Origin of the sequence: Aggregatibacter segnis ATCC 33393 (genome assembly GCF_000185305.1) — a bacterium.
Classification (GTDB): Bacteria; Pseudomonadota; Gammaproteobacteria; order Enterobacterales; family Pasteurellaceae; genus Aggregatibacter; species Aggregatibacter segnis.
Genome location: NZ_GL622200.1, coordinates 837,250 through 860,686, shown reverse-complemented (window position 1 = coordinate 860,686; position 23,437 = coordinate 837,250). Strand labels below are relative to the sequence as shown.

Here is a 23,437-nt window from a genome sequence, read left to right as displayed (position 1 = left end):
TGAGTGACATAAGTAAGATCGCCCCAATTGTTTCAACAAATGGAGTAATTATGCCTATTCTATTACAACGCATTAATTTTAAAAAAGGATTAATGCCTTTTTTCTTTACGCTGTTATTAGCGGGTTGTACTACCAGTTTTTTTGGTGGCAATACCGCTAACATGCTAAAAGAGGATGCGAATGCCAGTTCCGATTTTTATATGAACAAAATCGAGCAAACACAAAAAGTAGAAGAACAACAAACCTATAAATTGTTGGCAGCGCGTGTCTTGATAACTGAAAATAAAATCCCTCAAGCACAAGCCTTATTAAATGAATTAAAAGATCTCACCCCGGATCAACTTGTCGATAAATCTCTTATTGAGGCACATATCGCGGCAGTAAAAAACGATAATACCAGTGCAGCAAACGTATTAAAAAGCGTGAATTTAGCGCAACTAAGCCCATCTCAAACCGGTCGTTATTATGCTGTAAAAGCACGCATTGCAGAAAATAAAGCAGACATTATTGAAGCAGTAAAAGCTCGTATTCAAATGGATCAAGTGCTTAGCGATGTACAAAGAAAACAAGAAAATAACGACCGCACTTGGGCGTTATTACGCAGTGCAAATCGTGGCATCATCAATAACACACAAGATGAAGGCAACCTTGCTTTAGCCGGCTGGTTGGCATTAACCCGTGCGTATAACGACAATATCAATCAACCGACACAATTAAGCCAAGCATTACAAAACTGGAAAGCCTCTTATTCAAATCACACTGCAGCTTATCTATTCCCGACAGAGTTACAAGGTTTGTTTAATTTCCAACAAACTTCTTTAACCAAAGTGGCCTTACTTTTACCTTTAAGCGGTAATGGTCAAATTCTAGGCAACACGATCAAATCCGGTTTTGATGCGGCAAGAGGCGGTGACACCTCCGTTCAAGTAGAATTTTATGACACTGTGGCAACACCGGTGAATGACATCATTGCTCAAGCAAAACAAGCCGGTGCCCGTGCGATTATCGGTCCGTTATTGAAACAAAACGTTGATACTCTTCTCAACAATCCATCCGCACTTCAAGATCTAAGCGTGTTAACCTTAAATGCAACACAAAATGCCCGTGCAATCGGTCAAGTGTGCTATTACGGTCTATCTCCGGAAGATGAGGCGGAATCTGCAGCCAATAAAATGTGGGCAGACGGTATTCGTGAACCGATGGTTGCTGTACCACAAAATGATTTAGGACAACGCACCGCAACTGCATTTAACGTACGTTGGCAACAATTGGCTGGTACGGATGCAAATATCAAATACTACAATCAATCTGCAGATGTCGGCGTTGCATTACAAGGTCAAAATCTACAAGGATTATATGTTGTGGCTAAAAGTGATGAGTTGGCTGATTTAAAAACAGTTATTGATAACAGCGGTAGCAACATCAAATTGTATGCCAGCTCACGTAGCAACTCTTCCAATAACAGCACTGAATATCGTTTATTGATGAACGGATTACAATTCAGCGATATTCCGTTCTTTAAAGATACGGATTCCGCCCAATATCAAAAAATTGCCAACAATACGAATGGCGATTACTCTCTCATGCGTTTATACGCAATGGGCGCAGATGCTTGGTTGCTTATCAATCATTTCAATGAATTACGCCAAGTCCCCGGCTATCAAATTGACGGTTTAACCGGTAAATTAAGCGCCGGTCCAAACTGTAATATCGAACGCGATATGACTTGGTTCCAATACCAAAATGGTGGCATCCAAGTATTAAACTAAGTTGAACGTATGTTCTCTCTAAAACGTCAACAAGGGGCGAGATTTGAACACAAAGCTCGCCTCTTTTTAGAATCTCAAGGCTTAACTTTTCTTGCAGCCAATCAGAATTTCAAATGCGGTGAATTAGATCTCGTCATGTTAGATCAAGACACCATTGTGTTTGTAGAAGTACGCCAACGTAAAAATGATCATTTCGGTTCCGCCGTAGAAAGTGTTGATTGGAAAAAACAGCAACGTTGGATGGATGCGGCAACGCTTTGGTTAGCACAACGAAAGCAAAGCTTAGAAGATACGGATTGTCGTTTCGATTTGGTTGCTTTTGGTCATTCCGAGCATGACATTCAATGGATTCCTAACTTTCTTGATTGATGACTATGTTAAATAAACTCAATGCGTTATATGAAGAAAATATCAAAACGCATATTTACTCAAAAAGCTTGCTTAGCCCACAAATCGCTGAGGCCACACAGCTATTAATCAACAGTCTCTTACGCGGAAATAAAGTTATTGCTTGCGGCGAAGGTCGTTCTTACATTAACGCACAATGCTTGGTAGCAAATTTACTCAATCGCTATGAGTTAAAACGCCCAAGCTTTCCCTCCGTCCTATTAAGTTTAGATAGTGCGGTCGGTTCTACTTTCGTTTCCGACAATACCCTAGAAAAGCTTTATCAACACCAATTCAATGCCATTGCACAGCAAGGCGATATTTTGGTGGTCTTTGCGCTATTAGGCAATGAGAGCAATATTCTCAACATTATCACACATGCCGTGAACAAAGAGATCAATGTGATTGTCTTAACGGGAAACAGTAACGATCATATTCAAGGGATTTTAACGGAAAAGGATTTACATATTTCCGTACCAAGTTCAAAAGAAAGTCGAATTTTGGAAAATCATTTATTCATTATTAACAGCATTTGCGAACTAATTGATTTCAAACTATTCTCACATTCGTAACTTGACAGAAAGTAAGCGTTCAAGTCACACTAACGCTAATAATTAAACATAAAAAGGAGATGACTATGTTACCAAGTTCACTAAAAAAACTGGCATTCATTTTTGCTGGCGCCATGTTATTACAAGGATGTGTTGCCGCCGCTATTGGTGGAGTAGCCGTTGCCGGTGCCACCAAAGTCGCAACAGACCCAAGAACAGTAGGCACCCAAATTGATGATGAAACCTTAGAAGAAAGGGTAAAATCAGCTATCTATAAAGATCAGCAAATTAAATCCGAAGCGCGCATTAGTATCACCTCCTATAGCGGTCGAATTTTATTAACCGGTCAAGTACCTAACGATAATTTACGAGAAATCGCGACATCATTAGCCAAAGGCGTACAAAATGTAAATGATGTTTACAACGAAGTGCGCGTCGGACCAAAAGTAAGTTTTTCTCAAATCAGTAAAGATGCTTGGATTACGAGCCAAATCAAATCCAAAATGCTTGTAGATTCTAAAGTGAAAACCAGTGATGTGAAAGTTATCACCGAAAACAATGAAGTCTTCTTATTGGGTAACGTCACTCATGACCAAGGCAATGCCGCGGCAGAAATTGCCCGCAATGTTTCCGGTGTGACTAAAGTAGTGAAAGTCTTTAATTATTTGAATTAATACCTGAAAAGTGCGGTCAAAAATGACCGCACTTTTTCAACCAAACATGATTCAAACTAAAAGGGTTGAACATTTACGTTCAACCCTTTTTATATTATTCTGCCTCTCGCTCATGATCTTTTTTCAACATTTCTTCTTCGTTTAATTTCAATAAACGAGCAATCGCGTTGCGATAAGAAATTTCGAGAGTTTCACGACTGGTGGCAATTACGCCTTGATCAACCAAGAAACCATCATTCACGTCATAAACCCAACCATGCAGAGATAATTTCTTGCCGTTTTTCCACGCATTTTTCACAATGGAAGTGCGTCCCAAATTATATACCTGCTCCGCCACATTTAACTTAGTCAACATATCGGCACGGCGTTCCGGTGAAAGATTGCCAAGCAAATGACCATGTTTGAACCAAATATCTCGGATATGCAATAACCAGTTATTAATTAAGCCCAAATCTTTATCATTCATTGCAGCATGAATACCGCCACAATTTGTATGGCCACAAATAATGATGTGTTCAATATTCAGCACATCCACAGCATATTGCACCACAGAGAGGCAGTTAAAGTCCGTATGAATCACTTGGTTCGCCACGTTACGATGAACAAATAACTCTCCCGGCTCCAAGTTCGTCAATTTCTCTGCCGGTACACGACTATCTGAGCAACCAATCCATAAATAATGCGGCTGTTGATGCTCGGCCAATTCTTGAAAGTAAGTGGAGTTTTCCTCTTTCATTTGCGTTGCCCACGCATAATTGTTGGCAAACAAGGTTTCTATTTTTTTCATCGCTAATCCTCTTTCCTCAAAAATCAAAAGGTGCTCAGTATAGCCCAATTATTTTTTCGATAAAATTTCTTTTTATTATCCCCTCTTCTTCTATTCATGATTTAATTGTGCCTAAAATTCATAAAAAATGTGTAAGAAACCTCTAGCCACTTCGTCTAATAAATACAAAGGAATCGGCATTACACTCTTTTCAAGTTACTAAGGAGACCTTATGAAAAAATCAAAATTAGTCCTGATATTGACCGCACTTTTATCCTGTGCAGCAATCCCGACAAGTGTTATGGCAGAAAATCACGTTCAACCAACCATGGAGAAAAGCAACATGTCCGAAGCAACAAAAGATATCCACGAAATTTATTTAGCCGGTGGCTGTTTTTGGGGCATTGAAGCTTATATGGAGCGCATTTATGGCGTGGAAGATGCCGTGTCCGGCTATGCTAACGGCAAAGGTGACAAAACCAGTTATCAAATGATCGGTATTACGGATCACGCAGAAACGGTAAAAGTGACCTATGATCGCAATAAAATTTCGTTAGATAAATTACTGAAATATTATTTTCAGGTTATTGATCCGACCAGTGTCAACAAACAAGGTAATGACCGCGGCAGACAATATCGCACCGGTATTTATTATCAAGACGTCGCGGATAAAGCTGTGATTGAAAAAGAACTTGCCACACTGCAAGAAAAATACAAAAACAAAATTCAAATTGAAGTGGAACCGTTACGCAATTACGTATTAGCGGAAGACTATCATCAGGATTATTTAAAGAAAAACCCAAACGGCTATTGCCACATCGATTTGGAACAAGCCAATAACATCATTATCGACGAAAAAGATTACCCAAAACCAAGCGATGCGGAACTCAAAGCAAAATTAACCCTGCTGCAATATAGCGTGACACAAAACAAAAATACCGAACATTCTTTCAGCAATGAATATTGGGATAACTTCAAACCGGGTATTTATGTGGATGTCACCACCGGCGAACCACTGTTCTCCTCGAAAGATAAATTTGAGTCCGGTTGCGGTTGGCCGAGTTTTACCAAACCAATTGCCAAAGAGGTGGTAACTTATCAAGACGATCACAGCTTTAATATGCTCAGAACGGAAGTCATCAGCCGTAGCGGAAAAGCCCATTTAGGTCATGTGTTTGACGATGGCCCGAAAGATAAAGGCGGTTTACGCTATTGCATTAACAGTGCCTCCATCAAATTCATTCCATTGGAAAACATGGCAAAAGAAAACTATGGCTACCTGATTAATGCGGTGAAGGAGTAAAAGATGTTTGATCAGCAGTTATTAATCGGCACGGTTTTCCTTGCCGGTCTTGCCTCCTTTTTGTCGCCTTGTATCTTCCCCATTATTCCTATTTATTTTGGTATTTTGGCGAAAGGCGGCAGAAAGATTCTGAATACTTTCTTGTTTATTGCAGGCTTGTCCTTAACCTTTGTGAGCCTTGGATTTAGTTTCGGTTTTCTCGGCAATTTGTTCTTTAATGATAACGTCAGAATCATTGCCGGTATTATCGTCATTATTTTAGGGATTCACCAATTAGGTATTATCAAGTTGAATTTCTTAGAAAGAACCAAAGTGGTAGAAGTGAAAACCGAAGGCAAAAGTGCCTCCTTTGAAGCATTTTTCCTCGGATTGACATTTAGTCTTGGCTGGACACCTTGTATCGGTCCGATTTTAGCTTCCGTGTTGGCGCTTTCCGGCGACGAAGGATCTGCATTATACGGTGCGGCGATGATGATGGTTTATGTATTCGGCTTGGCGACGCCATTCGTGCTGTTCTCCTTGTTTTCCCAAGAACTGCTTAAACGTACCAAAGCACTGAATAAGCATTTAGGTAAATTCAAAATTGTCGGCGGATTATTAATTATCGTCATGGGCGTTTTACTCATTACCAATAACTTACAGTAAAAGGAAGTATCAACTATGAAAAAAATTATTGCATTATTATTAATGGCATTCAGCATAAATAGCTTTGCAGAAGGAGAAAACACATTGAAAGACGTTCAATTTAAGGACTTAAATAATAACGTGGTCACACTCGAAAAAGTTACTACCAAAGGTAAACCGGTTTACGTCAAAACATGGGCGTCTTGGTGTCCGATTTGTCTTGCCGGTTTGGCGGAAATTAACGAACTCAGTGCCGATCAAAACAAAAACTTTGATGTGATCACGATCGTTTCACCGGGAGCCAAAGGCGAAAAGGAAACCCAAGATTTTATTGAGTGGTACAAAGGGTTAGATTATAAAAACATCATTGTGTTGCTCGATGAAAGCGGCGAAGTCATTAAACGCGGAAAAGTACGCGGTTATCCGTCCAGTTTAGTATTGGATGCCAATTTTACCCTTCAAAAAACCTTACCGGGGCATTTAGGCACGGCACAAATTAAACAATTAATGGAAAATTAAATTCTCGCCCGATGAAAAAAGTTCGGTGAAAATTCACCGCACTTTTTTATTCTCTTGTCACTGCAAATTGTCTTTAAGACTGATTAAACCAGGCTACATAATCAAATTGATCGTAATATTTTTTGCCGTTCCAACCAGAGAATGCAAATAAATCGCCCACCTGATCATCTTGCTCAAAACCACGAATATAAAACGCCGATTTCAAGTGCGGATAAGGTTTATGGGTAAACACCACTTTATTTTTAAAGGGTAAGCGATCAAAGGCTTCAAGCTCTTCTTCAATCATACCTTGAGGGCTGTCTTTATCCGTCATCATGATAAATAAATTATCCAAATTGACACGTTTTAAACGGGTTTCCCATTTTTCTTGAGCCTCCTGCTCGCTGTGGTAATGCATAAAATGAATGGGAATGTCGTCCAACCAACCAATGGGATACGCTTTATCACTCGGCTTAAATACCAAGGTTTGCTGATGATAGTGAGGCATATTTTGTAAGTAACGAATAAAATCCCGCGGTTTAATAAATAAATTCACAAAAGGCGAATTAAAAGGTTCATTTAAATCGTGCAAAATAAACGCGCCGACACAATTACTCGACAGCACAGACATCCCGTGATTTTGTAATCGAGCTCTTAATTCGCGATTAATAGATCGTCTGTAATATTTATTGATTGCACTTATGATTTTTGAAAATAAAAACATGATGAATTCTCTGACAACAAAAAAGTGCGGTGAATTTCTACCGCACTTTTCACTTAAACTAATATCCTTTTTGATACACCAATTCCGCTAATTTCACACCAAGTAGCGCAATATCAAAGCGTTGCTCATCGGCAACCAACCAAAATTGCATGCCGTTTTCGAGTGCGGTTAAGCCGCCAATATGCAATTTAGGCGCTTCACCTGCTTCAGCTTCCCCGTTTGTGACCGGTGTCAATGCAGACGCTTCACGATAATCTACAAGCTCATTGGCTTGCCATGCTTGAAGCTGTGCTTGCGCATCAAATTCATACTCCGAACGCAACGTCACCATTTGCGCCATGCCATAAAATACCGGCACGTGCACTTGATGAAAAATCACATTCGATAATTGAGGAAAGATTTTCTCCACTTGTGCCGCAAGACTTGCAGGCGATTTCGGAGACGGGAACACGTCAAACGCCAAGCGTTGTTGTTCTTCGTCTAATGGGATACCGTTTAACAACTGCGCGGTTTGCCCAGCTAGTTTATTCACGGTATCACTGTCAATATAAGATGCCGGTAATAAGGATGTTACCAGCACCTGAGAAAGCGTATTTTCGCGGGCAAATTGTGACACAGAGAAAACAAATTGAGTGACTTGCGGATCTGGTAACGAAACAATGTTACGTTGTAATACAACTAACTGTTCATCATTAATACTTGGCACAATCAGCGGCACATCATTTAACGAAGCACACACACCTTTCAAATCAATCACGACACAACCGGCTTGTGCTGCTTTAGCCATATGCGCGGCATGCGTTACATCGCCGGCAAAGAAAACATAATTGAAATCTGACCATTCCGTTTCGTCTAATGGACGTTGTTCGACACTTTTATTATTAAACCGAATGCCTTGTTCTTCACTGAAAGGGAAAAGCTCAACGACGGACAATTTCTCAATTTCTAAACAACTCTGCTCTAACGCCTCCGCCAACTTCTCGCATAAATCAAATTCCGCGACAAGGGCAACATTTAAACTTGTACTCATTTTTTTCTCCGCAGTAAAATAAACGGGCTACATTTTACTGAATTATCATGAGGAAATACAATGACACCGGCGATTGACTTACTGAAAAAACACAAGGTGCCTTTCACGTTACATCACTACGATCACGATCCTGACAATACGCATTTTGGCGATGAAGCCGCTGAAAAATTAGGCATCAATCCCGACCAATCTTTCAAAACCTTATTGGTGGCAGAAAACGGTGATCAGAAAAAGCTCGCTTGTTTCGTCTTACCGACCAGCCACATGTTAAGTTTGAAAAAAGCCGCGAAAGCCTTAGGGGTGAAAAAAGTAGAGATGGCAGACAAAGATGCAGCACAAAAAAGTACGGGTTATTTAGTGGGGGGCATCAGCCCATTAGGTCAAAAGAAACGAGTAAGCACGGTCATTGAACATTCTGCCTTAAACTTTGATCAGATTTACGTTTCCGGCGGCAAACGTGGCTTAAGCGTGGAACTCGCACCGCAAGATTTGGCGAAGATCTTAAATGCACAATTTGTGGACATTGTGGATGAAGGATAAAAGTGCGGTCGATTTTCAGGGCGTTTTTTAATGTCTACCCTCAATTTGCCCCAAAATACCACCGCACTTTTAGCGCATTTATAGCACTAGCTGCTTATTATGAAACTGTTGCAACGTGCAACGATGACCGACACTAAGAATAATCATGTTTGGGAAGCGGCTGCGGATGATTTTATACAGCAATTCTTCCGTCGGTTCGTCCAGTGCTGATGTGGTTTCGTCTAAAAAAATCACATCGGGTTGCATCAGAAGAATGCGAATAAACGCCACCCGTTGCAATTCCCCCGGAGACAAAATTGCCTGCCAGTCGTTGGATTCGTTAAGAGACGGAATGTATTTGCTCAAACGGCACTGCTCCATAGCCAACTCCAATTCACCACGTTTAGGCTCAATATTCGGATAGCAAATCGCTTCGCGCAACGTGCCCTGCGGCATATACGGGCGTTGTGGCAGAAACAGACTGTTGCTACATGGACGCTCTACCCGACCTTCCGTATCAAACGGATAAATCCCCGCAATAGCTTTGAGTAACGAGGTTTTTCCTGCGCCAGAGGGGCCTTGAATGAGCAAAGCATCGCCATTTTGTAAATCCACGTTCAGATCCTTCAACAAGACTTTTCCGTTGCCGTCTTTGATCCCGAAATGATGCAATGACACCCGATGAGAACACTCCACCGGTTGATGAATGTCCGTGCCGTCCAATTCGTCTAATTTGGTAAAAAAACCATACAAACGATTGAGACGCGCTTGATACAACGTGAATTCTTCATAGAACAAACGGAAGAAAGACAACGCCCGCATAAGACGATTAAAGGCTTGCACCGTTTGGTGCATATCGCCTAATTTCACCTGTCCAGCAAAGAAACGTGGCGCTTGCAACATGAGCGGTAGAATCATGGCAATTTGCGTCACGCCGGTATTAAACCCGTCCAACCCCAACATACGGCGCACAATTACCCAACGGTTGTGAATGATAGCGTGAAATTTCGCTTGTAAATTTGACCGCTCTTTTGTTTCACCACCGTAAAACGCAATACTTTCTGCATTATCACGCACGCGAATCAAGGAATAACGGTAATCCCCGTTCAATCGTTCTTTATCAAAATTCAATTTAATCAGCGGATGTCCAATCCAAACGGAAAGTGCGGTGGCGACGATGATAAAAATATAAATAAAGAACACCACGCCTTTCGGAATCGGCACGCCGAGCAACACCAATATCCCTGACAAGCCCCACAGAATAATCGTAAATTCAATGGTGGACATCACGGAATTAATCAAGCCTTGCAACATGGTAACCGTACCGCTAATAAATTCACGGGCATCTTGTTCGATACGTTGATCGATGTTATCCGGCAATTCTTTTTCGTATTTCAGGCGATAATAATTTTTATGGCGCAACCAACGCACCAGCATTTCATTATTGAGTTTTTCTAACCAACGAATTTCAAACAGCTGGCGTACAAAATAATTGATAATGGAATGGACAATTTTGAACATCACCAACAAGGCATTAAGCCCGGCAAAAAACCAAAAGGCATCGGCTTTTTGTTCTTGTAACGAGGTATAAAGCCCGTTATAGAAAAAAGAATTCAGCACGCTGATTCGCACTTCCAGCAAAATCAAGGTCAGCAATAATAAAAGCAAAGCGATAATTTTGTATGCCGATGAGGTTTGCACACAAGGTTGTGTAATCAGCCAAAAACGTTGCCCGAAGTCTGTTCGTTTAAGCGCCAATGCCAATACTGCCAACACCGCCGACACGCCGAAAAGTGCGGTCAAAATCCAAGAGAAACTATTATTAACTTCTGTTTGCCAATCCATTTGAATATCCAAAAAGAAAGGGCGTTAAACGCCCTTTAGGGATGAATGTATTTAATTAGAATTCCACTTTGGTATTAAAGATAAACTCACGTCCATACCCCAACGCCACCGGAATCAGCGTGTTTGTTGCATTACCTGAAGTAGATGGGAAATAGGTTTTATCCGTTAAGTTTTTACCGTTAAGTTGGAATGACACTTTCTTGCCGGAGATTTTGGTGTCGTAGGCAATAAAGGCATCATACACTACAGCGTGTGGAATTTTATACGATTTCGCGTAGTTATTTGTATAGGCATACCAAGATCCCAAATAACGAGCGCCACCGCCAACACGGATATTGCCGAAATCAAATTCGCCCACATTATAAGCCAAGAATAAGGAGGCTTGATGTTTCGGCACGCCGGAAAGCTGTTGATTCACCGCGTCAGGGTATCTTTCATTTTCTAAGGATTTCACTTTGGTGTAAGTATAGTTCGCCGCCACGCTCAACTGAGCGGTAAGCTGACCGTTTAAGTCAAATTCCACACCGCGGGAACGTTGTTTGCCGACGATATTTAATTCGGCATTGGCTCCACTACCCACCGCTTCTGCCACATGACGTTTATTGATGTTAAATAACGAAACCGTTGCATTAAAACCAGCATTTTCATATTTGGCACCAATTTCAATGGATTTGCCTTGTTCCGGTTTCAAATCGCCGTTCACAGGAGTTGCAACGCTCATTTGCGGACGGAAGGATTCAGAGTAATTAGCAAAAGTGGCAAAATCAGGCGTAAATTTATATACCGCACCTAATTGATAAAGCAACTTACCATCGTGCTGATCCGTATTACCGGTCTTCGTTACGTTTTGTCCTTTTGACACATCACAATTTGCTGCATTTAAACAATGGCGGCCGGCAAATTGGTCAAAATATTCATAACGCAAACCGCCGGTCATAATAAAGCGATCAGTGAAATAAGCCGTATCTTGAACGTAAACACCAACAGTTTTTAAATAGTTATATTGGTAAGCATTGCCATTGCCGTTTTTCTTCTGCGCAACAGGATTGGTGTAGTTTGGATGATCAATATTAATATCGGAATTCATGATGCCTTGGTTATAAATCGGACCAATATCACGAATATTACGCATCACATCCACACCGGCGACAAAACGGTTAGCAATCTCACCAATACCGAATTCACCCACGATATTTAATGTGCCACTATGCACGCGTTGATCGCCTTGTTGTTGCTCAATGGCTCGGCGTACATGGCGTGCTTTTAATTCCGGAGAGGTGATCACGCCCTTTTTATTTTTAACCGCAGGGATCGGTGTGTCTGCAACATTAATATTCGAAATACGCGCTTGATTATAGAAATATTCATAACGGGCATAGTTATAACCGGCGTTTAACTTCCAGTTATCGTTAAGTTTATGCTCAACTTTAAAATCAATGTTATCGGTTTTTGCCGTGGTTTCATTATTCGGTTCGTCTAAACGACGGGAGACCGGAATATTCGGCAGAGAATTTGTCGCCGTTAATAAATTCGTCCCACGATCAAACGGCTCAAGAATGTCTTTATGCTCATACGCCACGAAGACTTTGGTGGTGTCATTTTCCCAAGAAAGAGAAGGCGCGTAAGTGGTGTTTTTAATTTTGCCAAAGTTACGCCAATAGTTCTTTTCTTGTTTGTCATAAATAAAACGATAAGCAAAGCCGTTGCCTAAGCCACCGGTAAAATCCACTTGTGTTCCCCACAAACTATGATTTCCCAATGTGCCGCCCACTACATATTTTGGTGTTTGTTGCGGTTTTTTGGTAATGATATTGACGACACCGCCCGGATCTTGAATACCATAAAGCACAGAGGCCGGGCCTTTTAAGACTTCGACGGTTTCCGTGGTGGCACTAAAGTTCTTGGCAGGGCCGGCTTGCAAGCCGTTACGCATAATCGAATTATCACGATTGCCGCCGAAACCGCGTTTTTGAATGGAATCGAACATGCCGCCTAAGGTATTGGCTTGACTAACGCCACTCACATTGTAAAGCGCATCAATTAAGGATTCGGGTTTGCGATCTTTTAATAATTGGGTGGAAAGAATATTGACCGTGTTCGGTGTATCCAGCACAGGCACCTCGGCTTTTGAGACCACAGAGGTCCCGGTGGTTTGATAACCGTTTTGCTTAATGCCGGTATCTTCAACAGTGATTTGTTCAAGATTTTCCGCTTTTTCTTCCGCATAAGCCAACATGGATACCGCCGTTAAAAGTGCGGTGGAAATCACGCTTAATTTAAATTTCATAACATTACCTTTTCGAGTCAAAAAACGGCGACAGTATAGCTGAAAAGTTTTAGCTGAAAAAGAGAATTATTCTCTTTTAAATACACTAAAAAAACATCTCAAAAAATAACCGCACTTTAGATGAAAAAAGCCTGCTACAACGGTAACAGGCTTCTTTTTATTTCAATTTTTCTAAACGTGCTAACAAGACTTCATCCGGCAAACGCTGAATTTTTCGGAGACGATAAATTAATAAAATCGCAGCTAAAGTTAAACTCACAATAAAGGCAATCCAGAACCCTTTTGCCGCAATGCCACCTGTAATGATCCAATCGGTGCGTGCCAATGCGTAACCAAGCGGCATCCCCACCACCCAATAACAAAATAATGTGATGTATAAAATGGCTTTGGTATCTTTATAACCACGCAATACGCCACCGATAATCACTTGCACCGTGTCAGAAAATTGGTATAGCGAGGCAATTAATAATAAGGTGCCTGCCATGGCAATCACTTCAATGTCTTTCACAAAAATGGCAGCAATATGCTCACGTAAAATTACCGTTAACAATGCAGTGACTATCGCAACTGATAATCCGACCGCCAACGCAGAATAAGACACCAGTTTTGCCCCATGTGGCGATTTTTCACCTAAACGTTGCCCTACTAAGATCGTAGTAGCCATGCCAATCGACATAGGCAACATGAAGACAAACGAACTGGTGTTTAAGGCAATTTGGTGGCTCGCCACAACATCAGCACCAAGTGGTGATAGAAATAATGAAGTCAATGCAAATAATGCCACTTCACAACACAGCGCCATGGCGATAGGAAATCCAAGTTTCAGCAACTTGCTCAATGTACGCACATTCGGACGTTCGATAATCTTATCGAAGACCTTTAAATCACGTTGATTTCTCGCGCGCATACAATAGGTCAACATGAGAAGACACATCATCCAGTTCACGATTGCCGTCGCAATACCACAGCCCACCGCCCCAAATGCCGGAATACCGAGTTTGCCGTAAATGAAAATATAGTTAAGGGAAATGTTGAACATTAAACCGAGGAAAGCAATCATCATGGCAGGCTTGGTTTTGGCAATGCCGTCATTTAAACAACGAAAATTAATCATTAATAAATAACCCGGCAAGCCCCAAATCATGGCGTGTAAATAGCCGCTTGTGATCTCCGCCAAACGTGGTTCCATATCCATGTTTTGCAGGACAACATCACTGTGATAAATCAATAAGCCGAGGGGAATGCAGCTAAAGAACACAATCCAGATGCCTTGGCGTACCTGATGAGCAATCCGTTTACGCTGACCGGAGCCATTCAAATAGGAAATGGTCGGAGGCAAGGCGAGTAACAACCCGTGTCCGAATAACACCAACGGCAACCAAATGGAGGCACCCACGGAAATAGCTGCCATGTCTGCTGCGCTCACGCGCCCCGCCATAATGGTATCCACCATCCCCATGGAATTTTGCGCAATTTGTGCAAGCAAAATCGGTATAGCGATAGCAATTAATTTTTTGGCTTCAATATGATATTCTTTGACGAAGTTTAGATTCATAAATAAATAGATTTCGAGGTCATTATGTTTACAGGCATTGTGCAAGGCACCGCACAAATTAAGGCTATTACAGAAGGGACTAATTTTAGAACACACGTGGTGGAAATGCCACAAGAAATGCTGAAAGGATTACAAATCGGTGCGTCCGTTGCACACAATGGCGTGTGTTTAACCGTCACCAAAATCCAAGATAATTTGGTCAGTTTCGACTTAATGCAAGAAACCTTGAAAATCACTAATTTAGGCAAATTAAAGACTGGCGATTTCGTCAATATCGAACGCGCCATGCAAATGGGCACAGAAATCGGCGGGCATATATTATCCGGCCATGTGTATTGCACCGCGGACATCGTTGAACGCCTTCCATCTGAAAACAACCTGCAAATTTGGTTCCAACTGCCGAATCAAGACATGATGAAATATGTGTTAACCAAGGGCTTTATTGCCGTGGATGGCATCAGTTTAACCATTGGTGAAGTTCACGAACAACGTTTCTGCGTCAACCTGATTCCGGAAACCATTCATCGTACGCTAATTGGCAAGAAAGAGGTCGGTGAAAAAGTCAATATTGAAATCGATCCGCAAACACAAGCTATCGTGGATACGGTGGAACGTTATTTGGCGCAGAAAGAAGCCTAAAAGTGCGGTGTTTTTTTACGGCGTTTTTTATCAGAATTTATTAGCTAAAACGCCCATTTTGCTTTAGAATCAGCCATCAAATTTTTCAACGAGATTATTATGTCAATTACATTATCAACAAAACAAAAACAATATTTAAAAAGCCTTGCCCACCATTTAAGCCCGGTCGTCATGCTCGGTGGCAATGGTTTAACGGAAGGCGTGTTGGCAGAAATTGATTTGTCGCTTAATCATCACGAATTGATTAAAGTGAAAATCAACGGTTCTGATCGCGAAACCAAACAATTGATTATTGATGCTATCGTGCGTGAAACCGGCGCTGCGGAAGTACAAACTATCGGTCATGTATTAGTGTTGTATCGCCCAAGTGAAGAAAATAAAATTCAACTTCCGCGTAAATAAGACAAAACGCAAACATAAAAAAGGCAGTTATTTAACTGCCTTTTTTGTTATTGATAGCGAAAAAAGTTACACATACTCTACTTCAATAATTTCAAATTCAACCACGCCACCCGGTGTGGTGATATTGACGACATCGTCCACTTCTTTACCCACCAAACCACGAGCAATCGGCGAATTCACAGAAATCAACCCGTTTTTAATGTCGGCTTCATCATCGCCCACAATACGATAAGTCACTTCTTCATCTGTATTGGTATTAAATAACACCACCGTTGCGCCAAAGATCACTTTCCCATTATTAGGAATTTTGGTGACATCAATGACTTGGCTGTTACCGAGTTTACCTTCAATTTCTTGAATACGCCCTTCACAGAAACCTTGTTGTTCACGCGCTGCATGATATTCCGCATTCTCTTTTAAGTCGCCATGTTCACGTGCTTCTGCAATGGCTTTGATAATTTCCGGGCGACGTTCATTCTTCAAATAATCCAGTTCTTCACGCAATAATTGCGCGCCACGAACGGTCATTGGAATTTGTTGCATTCTTCTTTTCCCTAAATTTAAACAAAAGAAAAACCGTGGAATCCCAAGGATTCCACAGCATAAATTAATCCGTTATAGAGGGAGAAAAGCATTTACTCCCGCGTATTCGCGTACTATTATTGTTCGCCTGAAAAAAAATAGCAACCTCAAGTCTAAATTATGTGTCAGTTTTACTCATTTCGTATGTTCAAAAAAATCTGTTTTCTCCTTGGCTTAACAGCAACCACTTCGACTTTTGCCAATGTTGATGTAAACAATTACCTCGACAAACTACCTGAGGGTGCAAATTTGGCTTTTATCGCCAAAAACATTAATCAAAATAAGATTGTCGCCGACTACCAAGGGCAAACCTTCATGTTACCCGCCAGTACACAAAAAGTATTCACCGCGTTGGCGGCAAAATTAGCGCTCGGCGATTCATTTAAATTTCAGACCGCACTTTTAACCAACGGAAAAGTGCAAAATGGTCAACTCAACGGCGACTTAATCGTACGTTTCACAGGAGACCCTGATCTCACCAGCGGACAATTATTCAACTTATTCGCAGAATTAAAAAAACAAAACATCAATAAAATTACCGGCAATCTGATTTTGGATACCTCTGTGTTTACCGGTCATGATCGCGGTTTAGGTTGGATTTGGAACGATCTGACCATGTGTTTTAACTCCCCTCCAGCTGCGGTAAACATTGATAATAACTGCTTCTATGTAGATATTGATGCAAACCTGCCGGAAGGACAACAAGTCAAATTTAACGTGCCGTCACAATACCCAATTCAAGTGTTCGGACAGGTCTATGTAGCTGGTAAAGAGGAAGTCGGCTATTGTCAATTAGATGCGGTGGTACACGACAATAACCGCTATCAAGTGAAAGGTTGTTTAGCGCGCCAAGCCAAGCCTTTTGGATTGAGTTTTGCCGTACAAGATCCTGATGCTTACGCTGCGGCGATTATTCAACGTCAGCTAAAACGCCTGAACATTGAATTTAACGGTCAAGTGCAACAGCCCTATCGCCAACAGCAAGGACAAGTTCTAGCGCAGCACCTTTCTAAACCACTGCCTGAACTCATCAAAAAAATGATGAAAAAATCCGATAACCAAATTGCCGATGCCTTATTCCGTACTATCGCTTATCATAAATATAAACGCCCGGCATCGTTCCAATTGGGTACATTAGCCATGAAAAGCGTGTTATCACAGGTAGGCATTAAATTTGGCAACAGTATTATTGCTGACGGTTCCGGGCTTTCCCGCCATAATTTAGTCGCTCCACAAACCATGTTGCAGGTATTGGATTACATCGCCAAAAATGAAGACAAATTACATTTGCTGGACACCTTCCCGATTGCCGGTGTGGACGGCACCTTGAGCGGACGTGGTTCCTTAATCAATCCGCCGTTAATAAAAAATGTGATAGCCAAAACCGGGGCGTTAAAAGGCGTGTATAACTTGGCAGGCTACCTCACCAACGCGCGAGGGGAAAAAGTGGCATTCGTACAATTCATCAATGGATATTCTACCGGCGATTTAGAAAGCAAAACCAAACGTGCACCGCTAGTGCAATTTGAAAGCGGCGTGTATAACGCGCTCTATCAAGATTAATGTAACCGACTAAAACTAAAAAAAGTGCGGTGGATTTTTCAAACGTTTTAAAACGCCTCTAAAATCCACCGCACTTTTAATTTAATTGAGCGACCGACGAATCCGTCGCAAGATTATTTATTAATCAAACTCAAAAATTCTTTACGGGTTTCACGATCTTCTAAGAAAACGCCACCAAAGGCAGAAGTGACGGTATAACTATTTGCGTCTTTAATGCCACGGCATTTCACACAGAAATGCGTCGCTTTCACATACACGGCAACATCCTCTGTTTCTAAAATCGTTTGGAATGCCAATAAAATTTGCTCTGTTAAACGCTCTTGTACTTGAGGGCGTTGAGCAAAAAAAGACACCACGCGATTAATTTTAGATAAACCGATAACCCATTTTTTCGGGTAATAGGCCACAGAAACCTTACCGTCGATAGTCACGAAATGATGCTCACATGTACTGGTTAATGTGACATCATTCACCAACACCATTTCGCTAACTTTCATGCGGTTAGCAATATTGGTAATCTTAGGAAAATTAGCGTAATCCAAACCACTGAAGATTTCATCCACAAACATTTTTGCAAGACGTGACGGGGTTTCTTCAATACTGTCGTCATTTAAATCTAAACCGATTAAACGCAAAACTTCCCGCATGTATTGTTCAATTTTTGTGCGGCGTTCATCTTTTGTTTCATTCAACACCGCCATCGGTGTTTCAATTCCTTTCTGAACCAGCGCCGTGCGGACTTTCTCTGCTTCAGGTGAAATATCGTTCATTTACTGCTCCCAATAAAAATAATGCCGCATTTTAACAAAATCACCAGCAATAATAAAATGAAGATAATGACTAGCCTCCATGAAAAGTTTTATTTAAAACCTGTTTCAACCTGTTCTCTTACAAGTATTTTTTGAAACATCCAAAAGCCCGAGTATAATGAGCGGACTTTTTTATTCTTACAAGGATTCCGTATGTTGCCGCTATCCCAAGCACTTGAACAAATGTTAAATCAACTTCCTTCTCCGACATGTACGGAGGCGCTGCCAATACATCAAGCCAGCCAACGTATTTGTGCTGAAGATGTTATTTCTCCGATTAATGTTCCTTCTTTCGATAACTCCGCGATGGACGGTTATGCAGTACGGTTGGCAGATTTACAACAATCCATGACTCTCTCTGTTGCCGGAAAAGCCTTTGCCGGTGCGCCTTTTGAAGGAGAATGGACGGCACAAAGTGCGGTCAGAATCATGACCGGAGCGATGATTCCGCAAGGCGCTGACGCGGTAGTAATGCAAGAAGAGGTTCAAGTAAACGATGATGGCACGGTGACGTTTACCAGCCTGCCTAAATTAGGTCAAAACATTCGTCGCATTGGTGAAGATGTGAAACTGGGCGATGTGGTGTTAAAACAAGGTGCATTACTCAATGCCGTTTCTTTGCCATTGCTCGCCTCTCTCGGCATCGAAAAAGTCAAAGTTTTCCCACGCTTAAAAGTAGCGGTGCTTTCTACCGGCGATGAACTGGTTCCGGTCGGTCAACCGTTACAAGCCGGTCAAATTTATGACACGAACCGTTTCACCGTAAAACTGTTGTTAGAGAAACTCAATTGTGAGGTGTTGGATTTCGGTATTTTACCGGACAACGAGGCGCAATTTGAAAAAGCCTTTTTAGACGCACAACAACAAGCAGATTTGGTCATCACCAGTGGCGGTGTGTCTGTGGGCGAAGCGGATTTCACCAAACATATTTTAGAAAAAGTCGGCAAAATCAACTTCTGGAAAATCGCCATTAAACCGGGCAAACCGTTTGCCTTCGGAAAATTAGAAAAAGCGTGGTTCTGTGGTTTACCGGGCAACCCGGTATCGGCCTTGGTGACTTTCTACCAATTAGTACAACCGGCAATTGCCAAGTTGAGCGGTTATAGCCAATGGAAAGCGCCGATGCGTTTATCTGCCATCACCTCAACCAACTTAAAAAAAGCCCCGGGACGCTTGGATTTCCAACGAGGTTTCTATCAACTCAATGCACAAGGTCAAATTGAAGTACAACCGGTAGGCTTCCAAGGCTCGCATTTGTTTAGCTCCTTTGTCAAAAGCAACTGTTTTATCGTGTTAGAACAAGAACGCGGCAACGTTACCGCGGGTGAAACCGTTACCATTGAGCCTTTCAACGATTTATTACGCTAATACATTGGGTTTGCTATGGAATTAAGCCATCAAGAAGAATTGCGTTACAACCGCCAAATCGTGTTGAAAGACATTGATTTTGACGGACAAGAAACATTAAAAGGTAGCAAAATGCTGATTGTCGGTCTCGGTGGATTAGGTTGTGCTGCCGGCCAATATTTAGCCGTTGCCGGTGTGGGGCATTTAACCTTGTTGGATTTCGACACCGTGGATTTATCTAATTTGCAGCGCCAAGTCTTGCATGATGACAGTCGCCTTGGTATGCCGAAAGTGGAATCGGCGAAACTGTCCCTGCAACGTTTAAATCCACATATTGAGATCAAGACAATTCATCAATTATTGGATGAACAGCAACTTCACGACTTGGTTGGCAAATTTGATGTGGTGTTGGATTGTACCGATAACGTCAGCATACGCAATCAATTAGACACGGCTTGCGCCGCCCATAAAATTCCGCTGGTTTCCGGCGCGGCTATTCGTATGGAAGGACAGGTTTCTGTTTTCACTTATGAAGACAATACGCCAACCTATCACACCCTCAGCCGTTTATTTGGCGACAACGCGTTAAGCTGTGTAGAAGCCGGCGTATTGGCACCGATTGTCGGTTTAGTTGGTTCTATTCAAGCCTTAGAAGCCATCAAAGTGCGGTTAAAAATCGGCAAGAATTTATGCGGCAGATTGTTATTGATTGATGGAATGACCATGTCGGTAAGAGAAGTCAAATTGCCAAATAGCAGTATGTAAAATAATGGCAGCACGCAACGGAAAATGCGTGCCGCCATGAAATTGTTTAAATATTCAATTATGCTTTTCTAAAAAATACCTTCAAAATCCACCGCACTTTACCCTCTCTATTTCAACCATAATCAATCACCAATTTTAAAAGATGGCTTCTAAACGTAAAAATGCACCGATATGATGGCGGCGATCCTGATTCTTATCATTGTAATAATTCAATTCAGGCTGAATAAAAAACCACTGACGCAAAATCGGCTGACGCCAAGTAATAAATGGGCCGTATTGGTTAATATGAAATTGTTTATTATCGATATCACCACCAATAAAAATGCCATAATTTAGCCGTTTATAATTATTGAAGTCGTGTTGACGATAAAAACTGTTCCCCCAAGAATTTTTCTCATCTATATCATGTTCGGACTGCAAATATAGCTGATTAGCGATAAAGGTATTATGAGAGGTCCGATACTTGTTTTCAAAGTTAGTCCGCAAATAATGTTTACTATTGGTTCCGTAGCGGTAAATTTGCTCCAATCTGGTAGAGAAACGATCAGTAATAAGCCATTCTTTTCCTGCTTTAAAGCGCAAATAAATATCGCTACCGGAACGAATACCCAGATCAATGTCGGTGTCAATGCCTAATTTTTTAATAGAGTCAGACCAACGTAAACCCACTGAAGCATTATCTTCCCGAGTTTGACGTCGATCATAATGTTTATTTTTATTCAATGGCTGGTTATAAACCTTACCCATGTGGTTTTTGTCTCGTGATTCATTATCTAAATCTTCATCCCCGAAGACCAAACTCAGCTGTTTTTTCAACGTCGGTAGGCGAATTTTCCCACGGACACGTGGTTTCATAGAAAAGTGATCGTAATGATTCCACTGGCTATCCAACATGATACGCAAGCCGGCAGTCGCAGGCTGATTGGGATCTGGCTCTCCCATCCACTCATCCATCGTATGCGCCCAACCACGCAATTTGGTGCGTATCTCTTGATGTTGTTCATCTACCCATGTTTTTTCCTGTTCTTCAGCCAAAACATCGAAGGACGGTAACAAACCGATAAAAACCGATGCCGCCAACAAAGAGGATTTTTTCATATATAGCTCCTTTACTTATATCAATGCCGTATTCACCCTATCTTATGCGATTTACGACAAACCTGTCACAAAAAATCCACAGGTAAATGACGTTTCTATTAAATTTCTTATTTGCTGCCTTCTCTATAAAACAAACGGCGCATTAGGCGCCGTTTGTTTTGATAAATAGAAGCCTCTTTATCTCTCGTTATGGATCTCAAGATTCGAGGAATCCTTTTCGCGTTTTTTCTTTGCCGCATCGTTACGTTGTTCAGCAATATTATCCAAATAGTCTTCGGTAATATCACCGGTCACATAACAACCGGTAAACACGGAACAATCAAATGCTTTAATGGATGGGTTTTCTTGTTGCACTGAACCGGTTAAATCCGCTAAGTCTTGGAACACCAATTTATCCACGCCGATAAGTTTGGCGATTTCGTCAGTATTACGTTCATAGGCGATTAATTCGCTGCGCGTTGGCATATCGATACCATACACGTTCGGATAGCGAATTTCCGGTGCAGCGGAAGCAAAATACACTTTTTTCGCACCGGCAGCGCGAGCCATCTCCACGATTTGTTCAGAGGTCGTGCCACGCACAATGGAATCATCCACCAATAACACATTTTTGCCCTTAAATTCAGAAGCAATGGTATTCAATTTGCGACGAACAGAACTCACGCGTTGCGCTTGCCCCGGCATAATGAATGTGCGGCCGACATAACGATTTTTTACAAACCCTTGGCGATAAGGTTTGTTCAATACATTAGCAATACGCAAGGCAATATCATTAGAGGTTTCCGGCACAGGAATCACCACATCAATGTCCATATCTTGCCATTCACGGGCGATTTTTTCCCCTAAACGTTGTCCCATATGCACGCGGGCAGCATATACCGAAACACCGTCGATGCAGGAATCCGGGCGGGCAAAATACACATATTCAAAAATACACGGCGTTAACACGGGATTGTCAGCACATTGTTCAGCATATAGTTCACCATCAAAGGTAATAAAAATTGCCTCTCCCGGTGCCACATCACGCATGAATTCAAAACCGACGACATCCAATGCGACACTTTCGGAAGCCACCATGTATTCGGTTTTGCCGTTTTCTTCACGTTTACCTAACACTAAAGGACGAATACCATGAGGATCACGAAACGCCACCATGCCGTGATCGATGATCATGGCAATACAGGCATACGCACCGCGAATATCTTCATGGGTTTGTTTCACTGCATTAAAAATATCTTGCGGTGTTAACGCGTATTTTTGAGGTTGATCGAGATGATACGCAAGAATGTTCAGTAAAAGTTCTGAGTCGGAATTGGTGTTCACATGACGGCGGGCAAGGTTGAAGAGTTTTTCCTTCAATTCGACAGAATTTGTTAAATTGCCGTTATGTACCAAGGTTAAACCATAAGGTGAGTTCACATAAAACGGCTGGGCTTCAGAGACACTGGAACTTCCTGCTGTCGGATAGCGTACATGACCGATACCGGTATTGCCCGCCAAGCGCAACATATGCACTTGTTGAAACACATCACTCACCAAGCCGTTCGCCTTACGCAAACGAAAGCGATTTTCGTCATCAATGGTGACGATACCTGCCGCATCCTGTCCGCGATGCTGTAAAACGGTTAAGGCATCATAAATTGCTTGATTTACCGGGGTTTGACTGACAATACCGACAATACCGCACATGCTCGTTGTTC

At 41.7% G+C, this 23,437-nt stretch carries 23 protein-coding genes; 13 read left to right on the top strand and 10 right to left on the bottom strand.

The window, feature by feature from the left end; genetic code table 11:
• The first annotated feature begins 50 nt into the window (after positions 1-50).
• From HMPREF9064_RS05325 to dolP, 4 genes are all read left to right on the top strand, one after another.
• A complete protein-coding gene (locus tag HMPREF9064_RS05325) occupies positions 51-1,769 on the top strand; it encodes a penicillin-binding protein activator (RefSeq protein WP_006717985.1) in 1,719 nt (572 codons plus the stop codon).
• A 9-nt stretch (positions 1,770-1,778) separates the two neighbouring features.
• The gene (locus HMPREF9064_RS05330) at positions 1,779-2,138 is read left to right on the top strand and encodes a YraN family protein (RefSeq protein WP_006717984.1); all 360 of its coding nucleotides are present in this window, start codon (positions 1,779-1,781) and stop codon (positions 2,136-2,138) included.
• 5 nt (positions 2,139-2,143) lie between these two features.
• A complete protein-coding gene (locus HMPREF9064_RS05335; protein WP_032997851.1) occupies positions 2,144-2,728 on the top strand; it encodes a D-sedoheptulose-7-phosphate isomerase in 585 nt (194 codons plus the stop codon).
• Between the two features lie 65 nt (positions 2,729-2,793).
• Positions 2,794-3,381: a division/outer membrane stress-associated lipid-binding lipoprotein gene (dolP, locus tag HMPREF9064_RS05340; RefSeq protein WP_032997848.1), complete on the top strand. Its 588-nt coding sequence runs from the start codon at positions 2,794-2,796 to the stop codon at positions 3,379-3,381.
• Between the two features lie 94 nt (positions 3,382-3,475).
• On the opposite strand, the gene can is transcribed toward dolP, so the two are convergent.
• A complete protein-coding gene (gene can / locus HMPREF9064_RS05345; RefSeq protein ID WP_032997846.1) occupies positions 3,476-4,168 on the bottom strand; it encodes a carbonate dehydratase in 693 nt (230 codons plus the stop codon).
• Between the two features lie 211 nt (positions 4,169-4,379).
• Here can and msrB point away from each other — a divergent pair, with 211 nt between their 5' ends.
• Genes msrB through HMPREF9064_RS05360 form a run of 3 tightly spaced genes read left to right on the top strand, consistent with a single transcriptional unit; the run spans position 4,380 to position 6,593 of the window.
• Positions 4,380-5,450, top strand: a complete 1,071-nt coding sequence (msrB, locus tag HMPREF9064_RS05350; RefSeq protein ID WP_006717980.1) for a peptide-methionine (R)-S-oxide reductase MsrB — start codon at positions 4,380-4,382, stop codon at positions 5,448-5,450.
• Positions 5,451-5,453: 3 nt separating this feature from the next.
• Positions 5,454-6,095, top strand: a complete 642-nt coding sequence (locus tag HMPREF9064_RS05355) for a cytochrome c biogenesis protein CcdA (protein ID WP_006717977.1) — start codon at positions 5,454-5,456, stop codon at positions 6,093-6,095.
• A gap of 15 nt (positions 6,096-6,110) precedes the next feature.
• Positions 6,111-6,593 carry a redoxin family protein gene (locus HMPREF9064_RS05360; protein ID WP_006717975.1) on the top strand — a complete coding sequence of 161 codons (483 nt, stop codon included), beginning with the start codon at positions 6,111-6,113 and terminating at the stop codon, positions 6,591-6,593.
• Positions 6,594-6,666: 73 nt separating this feature from the next.
• On the opposite strand, the gene HMPREF9064_RS05365 is transcribed toward HMPREF9064_RS05360, so the two are convergent.
• Positions 6,667-7,296, bottom strand: a complete 630-nt coding sequence (locus tag HMPREF9064_RS05365; protein ID WP_006717973.1) for a DUF1919 domain-containing protein — start codon at positions 7,294-7,296, stop codon at positions 6,667-6,669.
• Positions 7,297-7,354: 58 nt separating this feature from the next.
• Positions 7,355-8,326, bottom strand: a complete 972-nt coding sequence (locus HMPREF9064_RS05370; protein WP_006717972.1) for an oxidoreductase — start codon at positions 8,324-8,326, stop codon at positions 7,355-7,357.
• A 60-nt stretch (positions 8,327-8,386) separates the two neighbouring features.
• Between HMPREF9064_RS05370 and ybaK the strand changes: the two genes are divergently transcribed.
• Positions 8,387-8,866 (top strand): Cys-tRNA(Pro) deacylase, encoded by a 480-nt coding sequence (ybaK, locus tag HMPREF9064_RS05375; RefSeq protein ID WP_006717969.1) that lies wholly within the window; start codon positions 8,387-8,389, stop codon positions 8,864-8,866.
• Between the two features lie 78 nt (positions 8,867-8,944).
• Here ybaK and HMPREF9064_RS05380 read toward each other — a convergent pair whose 3' ends face one another.
• The 3 genes from HMPREF9064_RS05380 to HMPREF9064_RS05390 all read right to left on the bottom strand — a co-directional run bounded on the left by HMPREF9064_RS05380 (position 8,945) and on the right by HMPREF9064_RS05390 (position 14,532).
• The gene (locus HMPREF9064_RS05380) at positions 8,945-10,690 is read right to left on the bottom strand and encodes an ABC transporter ATP-binding protein/permease (protein WP_006717967.1); all 1,746 of its coding nucleotides are present in this window, start codon (positions 10,688-10,690) and stop codon (positions 8,945-8,947) included.
• A gap of 55 nt (positions 10,691-10,745) precedes the next feature.
• Entirely contained in the window at positions 10,746-12,977 is a 2,232-nt protein-coding gene (locus HMPREF9064_RS05385; RefSeq protein WP_006717965.1) for a TonB-dependent siderophore receptor, read from the bottom strand.
• A 157-nt stretch (positions 12,978-13,134) separates the two neighbouring features.
• Positions 13,135-14,532: an MATE family efflux transporter gene (locus HMPREF9064_RS05390; RefSeq protein ID WP_006717963.1), complete on the bottom strand. Its 1,398-nt coding sequence runs from the start codon at positions 14,530-14,532 to the stop codon at positions 13,135-13,137.
• 24 nt (positions 14,533-14,556) lie between these two features.
• On the opposite strand from HMPREF9064_RS05390, the gene HMPREF9064_RS05395 reads away from it, so the two are divergent.
• Entirely contained in the window at positions 14,557-15,171 is a 615-nt protein-coding gene (locus HMPREF9064_RS05395) for a riboflavin synthase (RefSeq protein ID WP_006717961.1), read from the top strand.
• 99 nt (positions 15,172-15,270) lie between these two features.
• Entirely contained in the window at positions 15,271-15,573 is a 303-nt protein-coding gene (gene yhbY / locus HMPREF9064_RS05400; protein ID WP_006717959.1) for a ribosome assembly RNA-binding protein YhbY, read from the top strand.
• Between the two features lie 66 nt (positions 15,574-15,639).
• Here the strand turns inward: yhbY and greA are convergent, their stop codons facing one another.
• Complete coding sequence (gene greA / locus HMPREF9064_RS05405; RefSeq protein WP_006717958.1) at positions 15,640-16,116, bottom strand: transcription elongation factor GreA; 477 nt, start codon at positions 16,114-16,116, stop codon at positions 15,640-15,642.
• Positions 16,117-16,299: 183 nt separating this feature from the next.
• Between greA and dacB the strand changes: the two genes are divergently transcribed.
• The gene (gene dacB, locus HMPREF9064_RS05410) at positions 16,300-17,718 is read left to right on the top strand and encodes a serine-type D-Ala-D-Ala carboxypeptidase (RefSeq protein ID WP_006717956.1); all 1,419 of its coding nucleotides are present in this window, start codon (positions 16,300-16,302) and stop codon (positions 17,716-17,718) included.
• Between the two features lie 113 nt (positions 17,719-17,831).
• Here dacB and folE read toward each other — a convergent pair whose 3' ends face one another.
• Positions 17,832-18,488: a GTP cyclohydrolase I FolE gene (gene folE, locus HMPREF9064_RS05415; RefSeq protein ID WP_006717954.1), complete on the bottom strand. Its 657-nt coding sequence runs from the start codon at positions 18,486-18,488 to the stop codon at positions 17,832-17,834.
• 192 nt (positions 18,489-18,680) lie between these two features.
• Between folE and moeA the strand changes: the two genes are divergently transcribed.
• Entirely contained in the window at positions 18,681-19,895 is a 1,215-nt protein-coding gene (gene moeA / locus HMPREF9064_RS05420; protein WP_006717953.1) for a molybdopterin molybdotransferase MoeA, read from the top strand.
• A 15-nt stretch (positions 19,896-19,910) separates the two neighbouring features.
• A complete protein-coding gene (moeB, locus tag HMPREF9064_RS05425) occupies positions 19,911-20,639 on the top strand; it encodes a molybdopterin-synthase adenylyltransferase MoeB (protein WP_006717951.1) in 729 nt (242 codons plus the stop codon).
• Between the two features lie 135 nt (positions 20,640-20,774).
• Here moeB and HMPREF9064_RS05430 read toward each other — a convergent pair whose 3' ends face one another.
• Positions 20,775-21,737: a hypothetical protein gene (locus tag HMPREF9064_RS05430; RefSeq protein ID WP_006717949.1), complete on the bottom strand. Its 963-nt coding sequence runs from the start codon at positions 21,735-21,737 to the stop codon at positions 20,775-20,777.
• A gap of 177 nt (positions 21,738-21,914) precedes the next feature.
• Positions 21,915-23,426, bottom strand: coding sequence for an amidophosphoribosyltransferase (gene purF / locus HMPREF9064_RS05435; protein ID WP_006717947.1), 1,512 nt, complete (start codon positions 23,424-23,426; stop codon positions 21,915-21,917).
• Between the last annotated feature and the right edge of the window lie 11 nt (positions 23,427-23,437).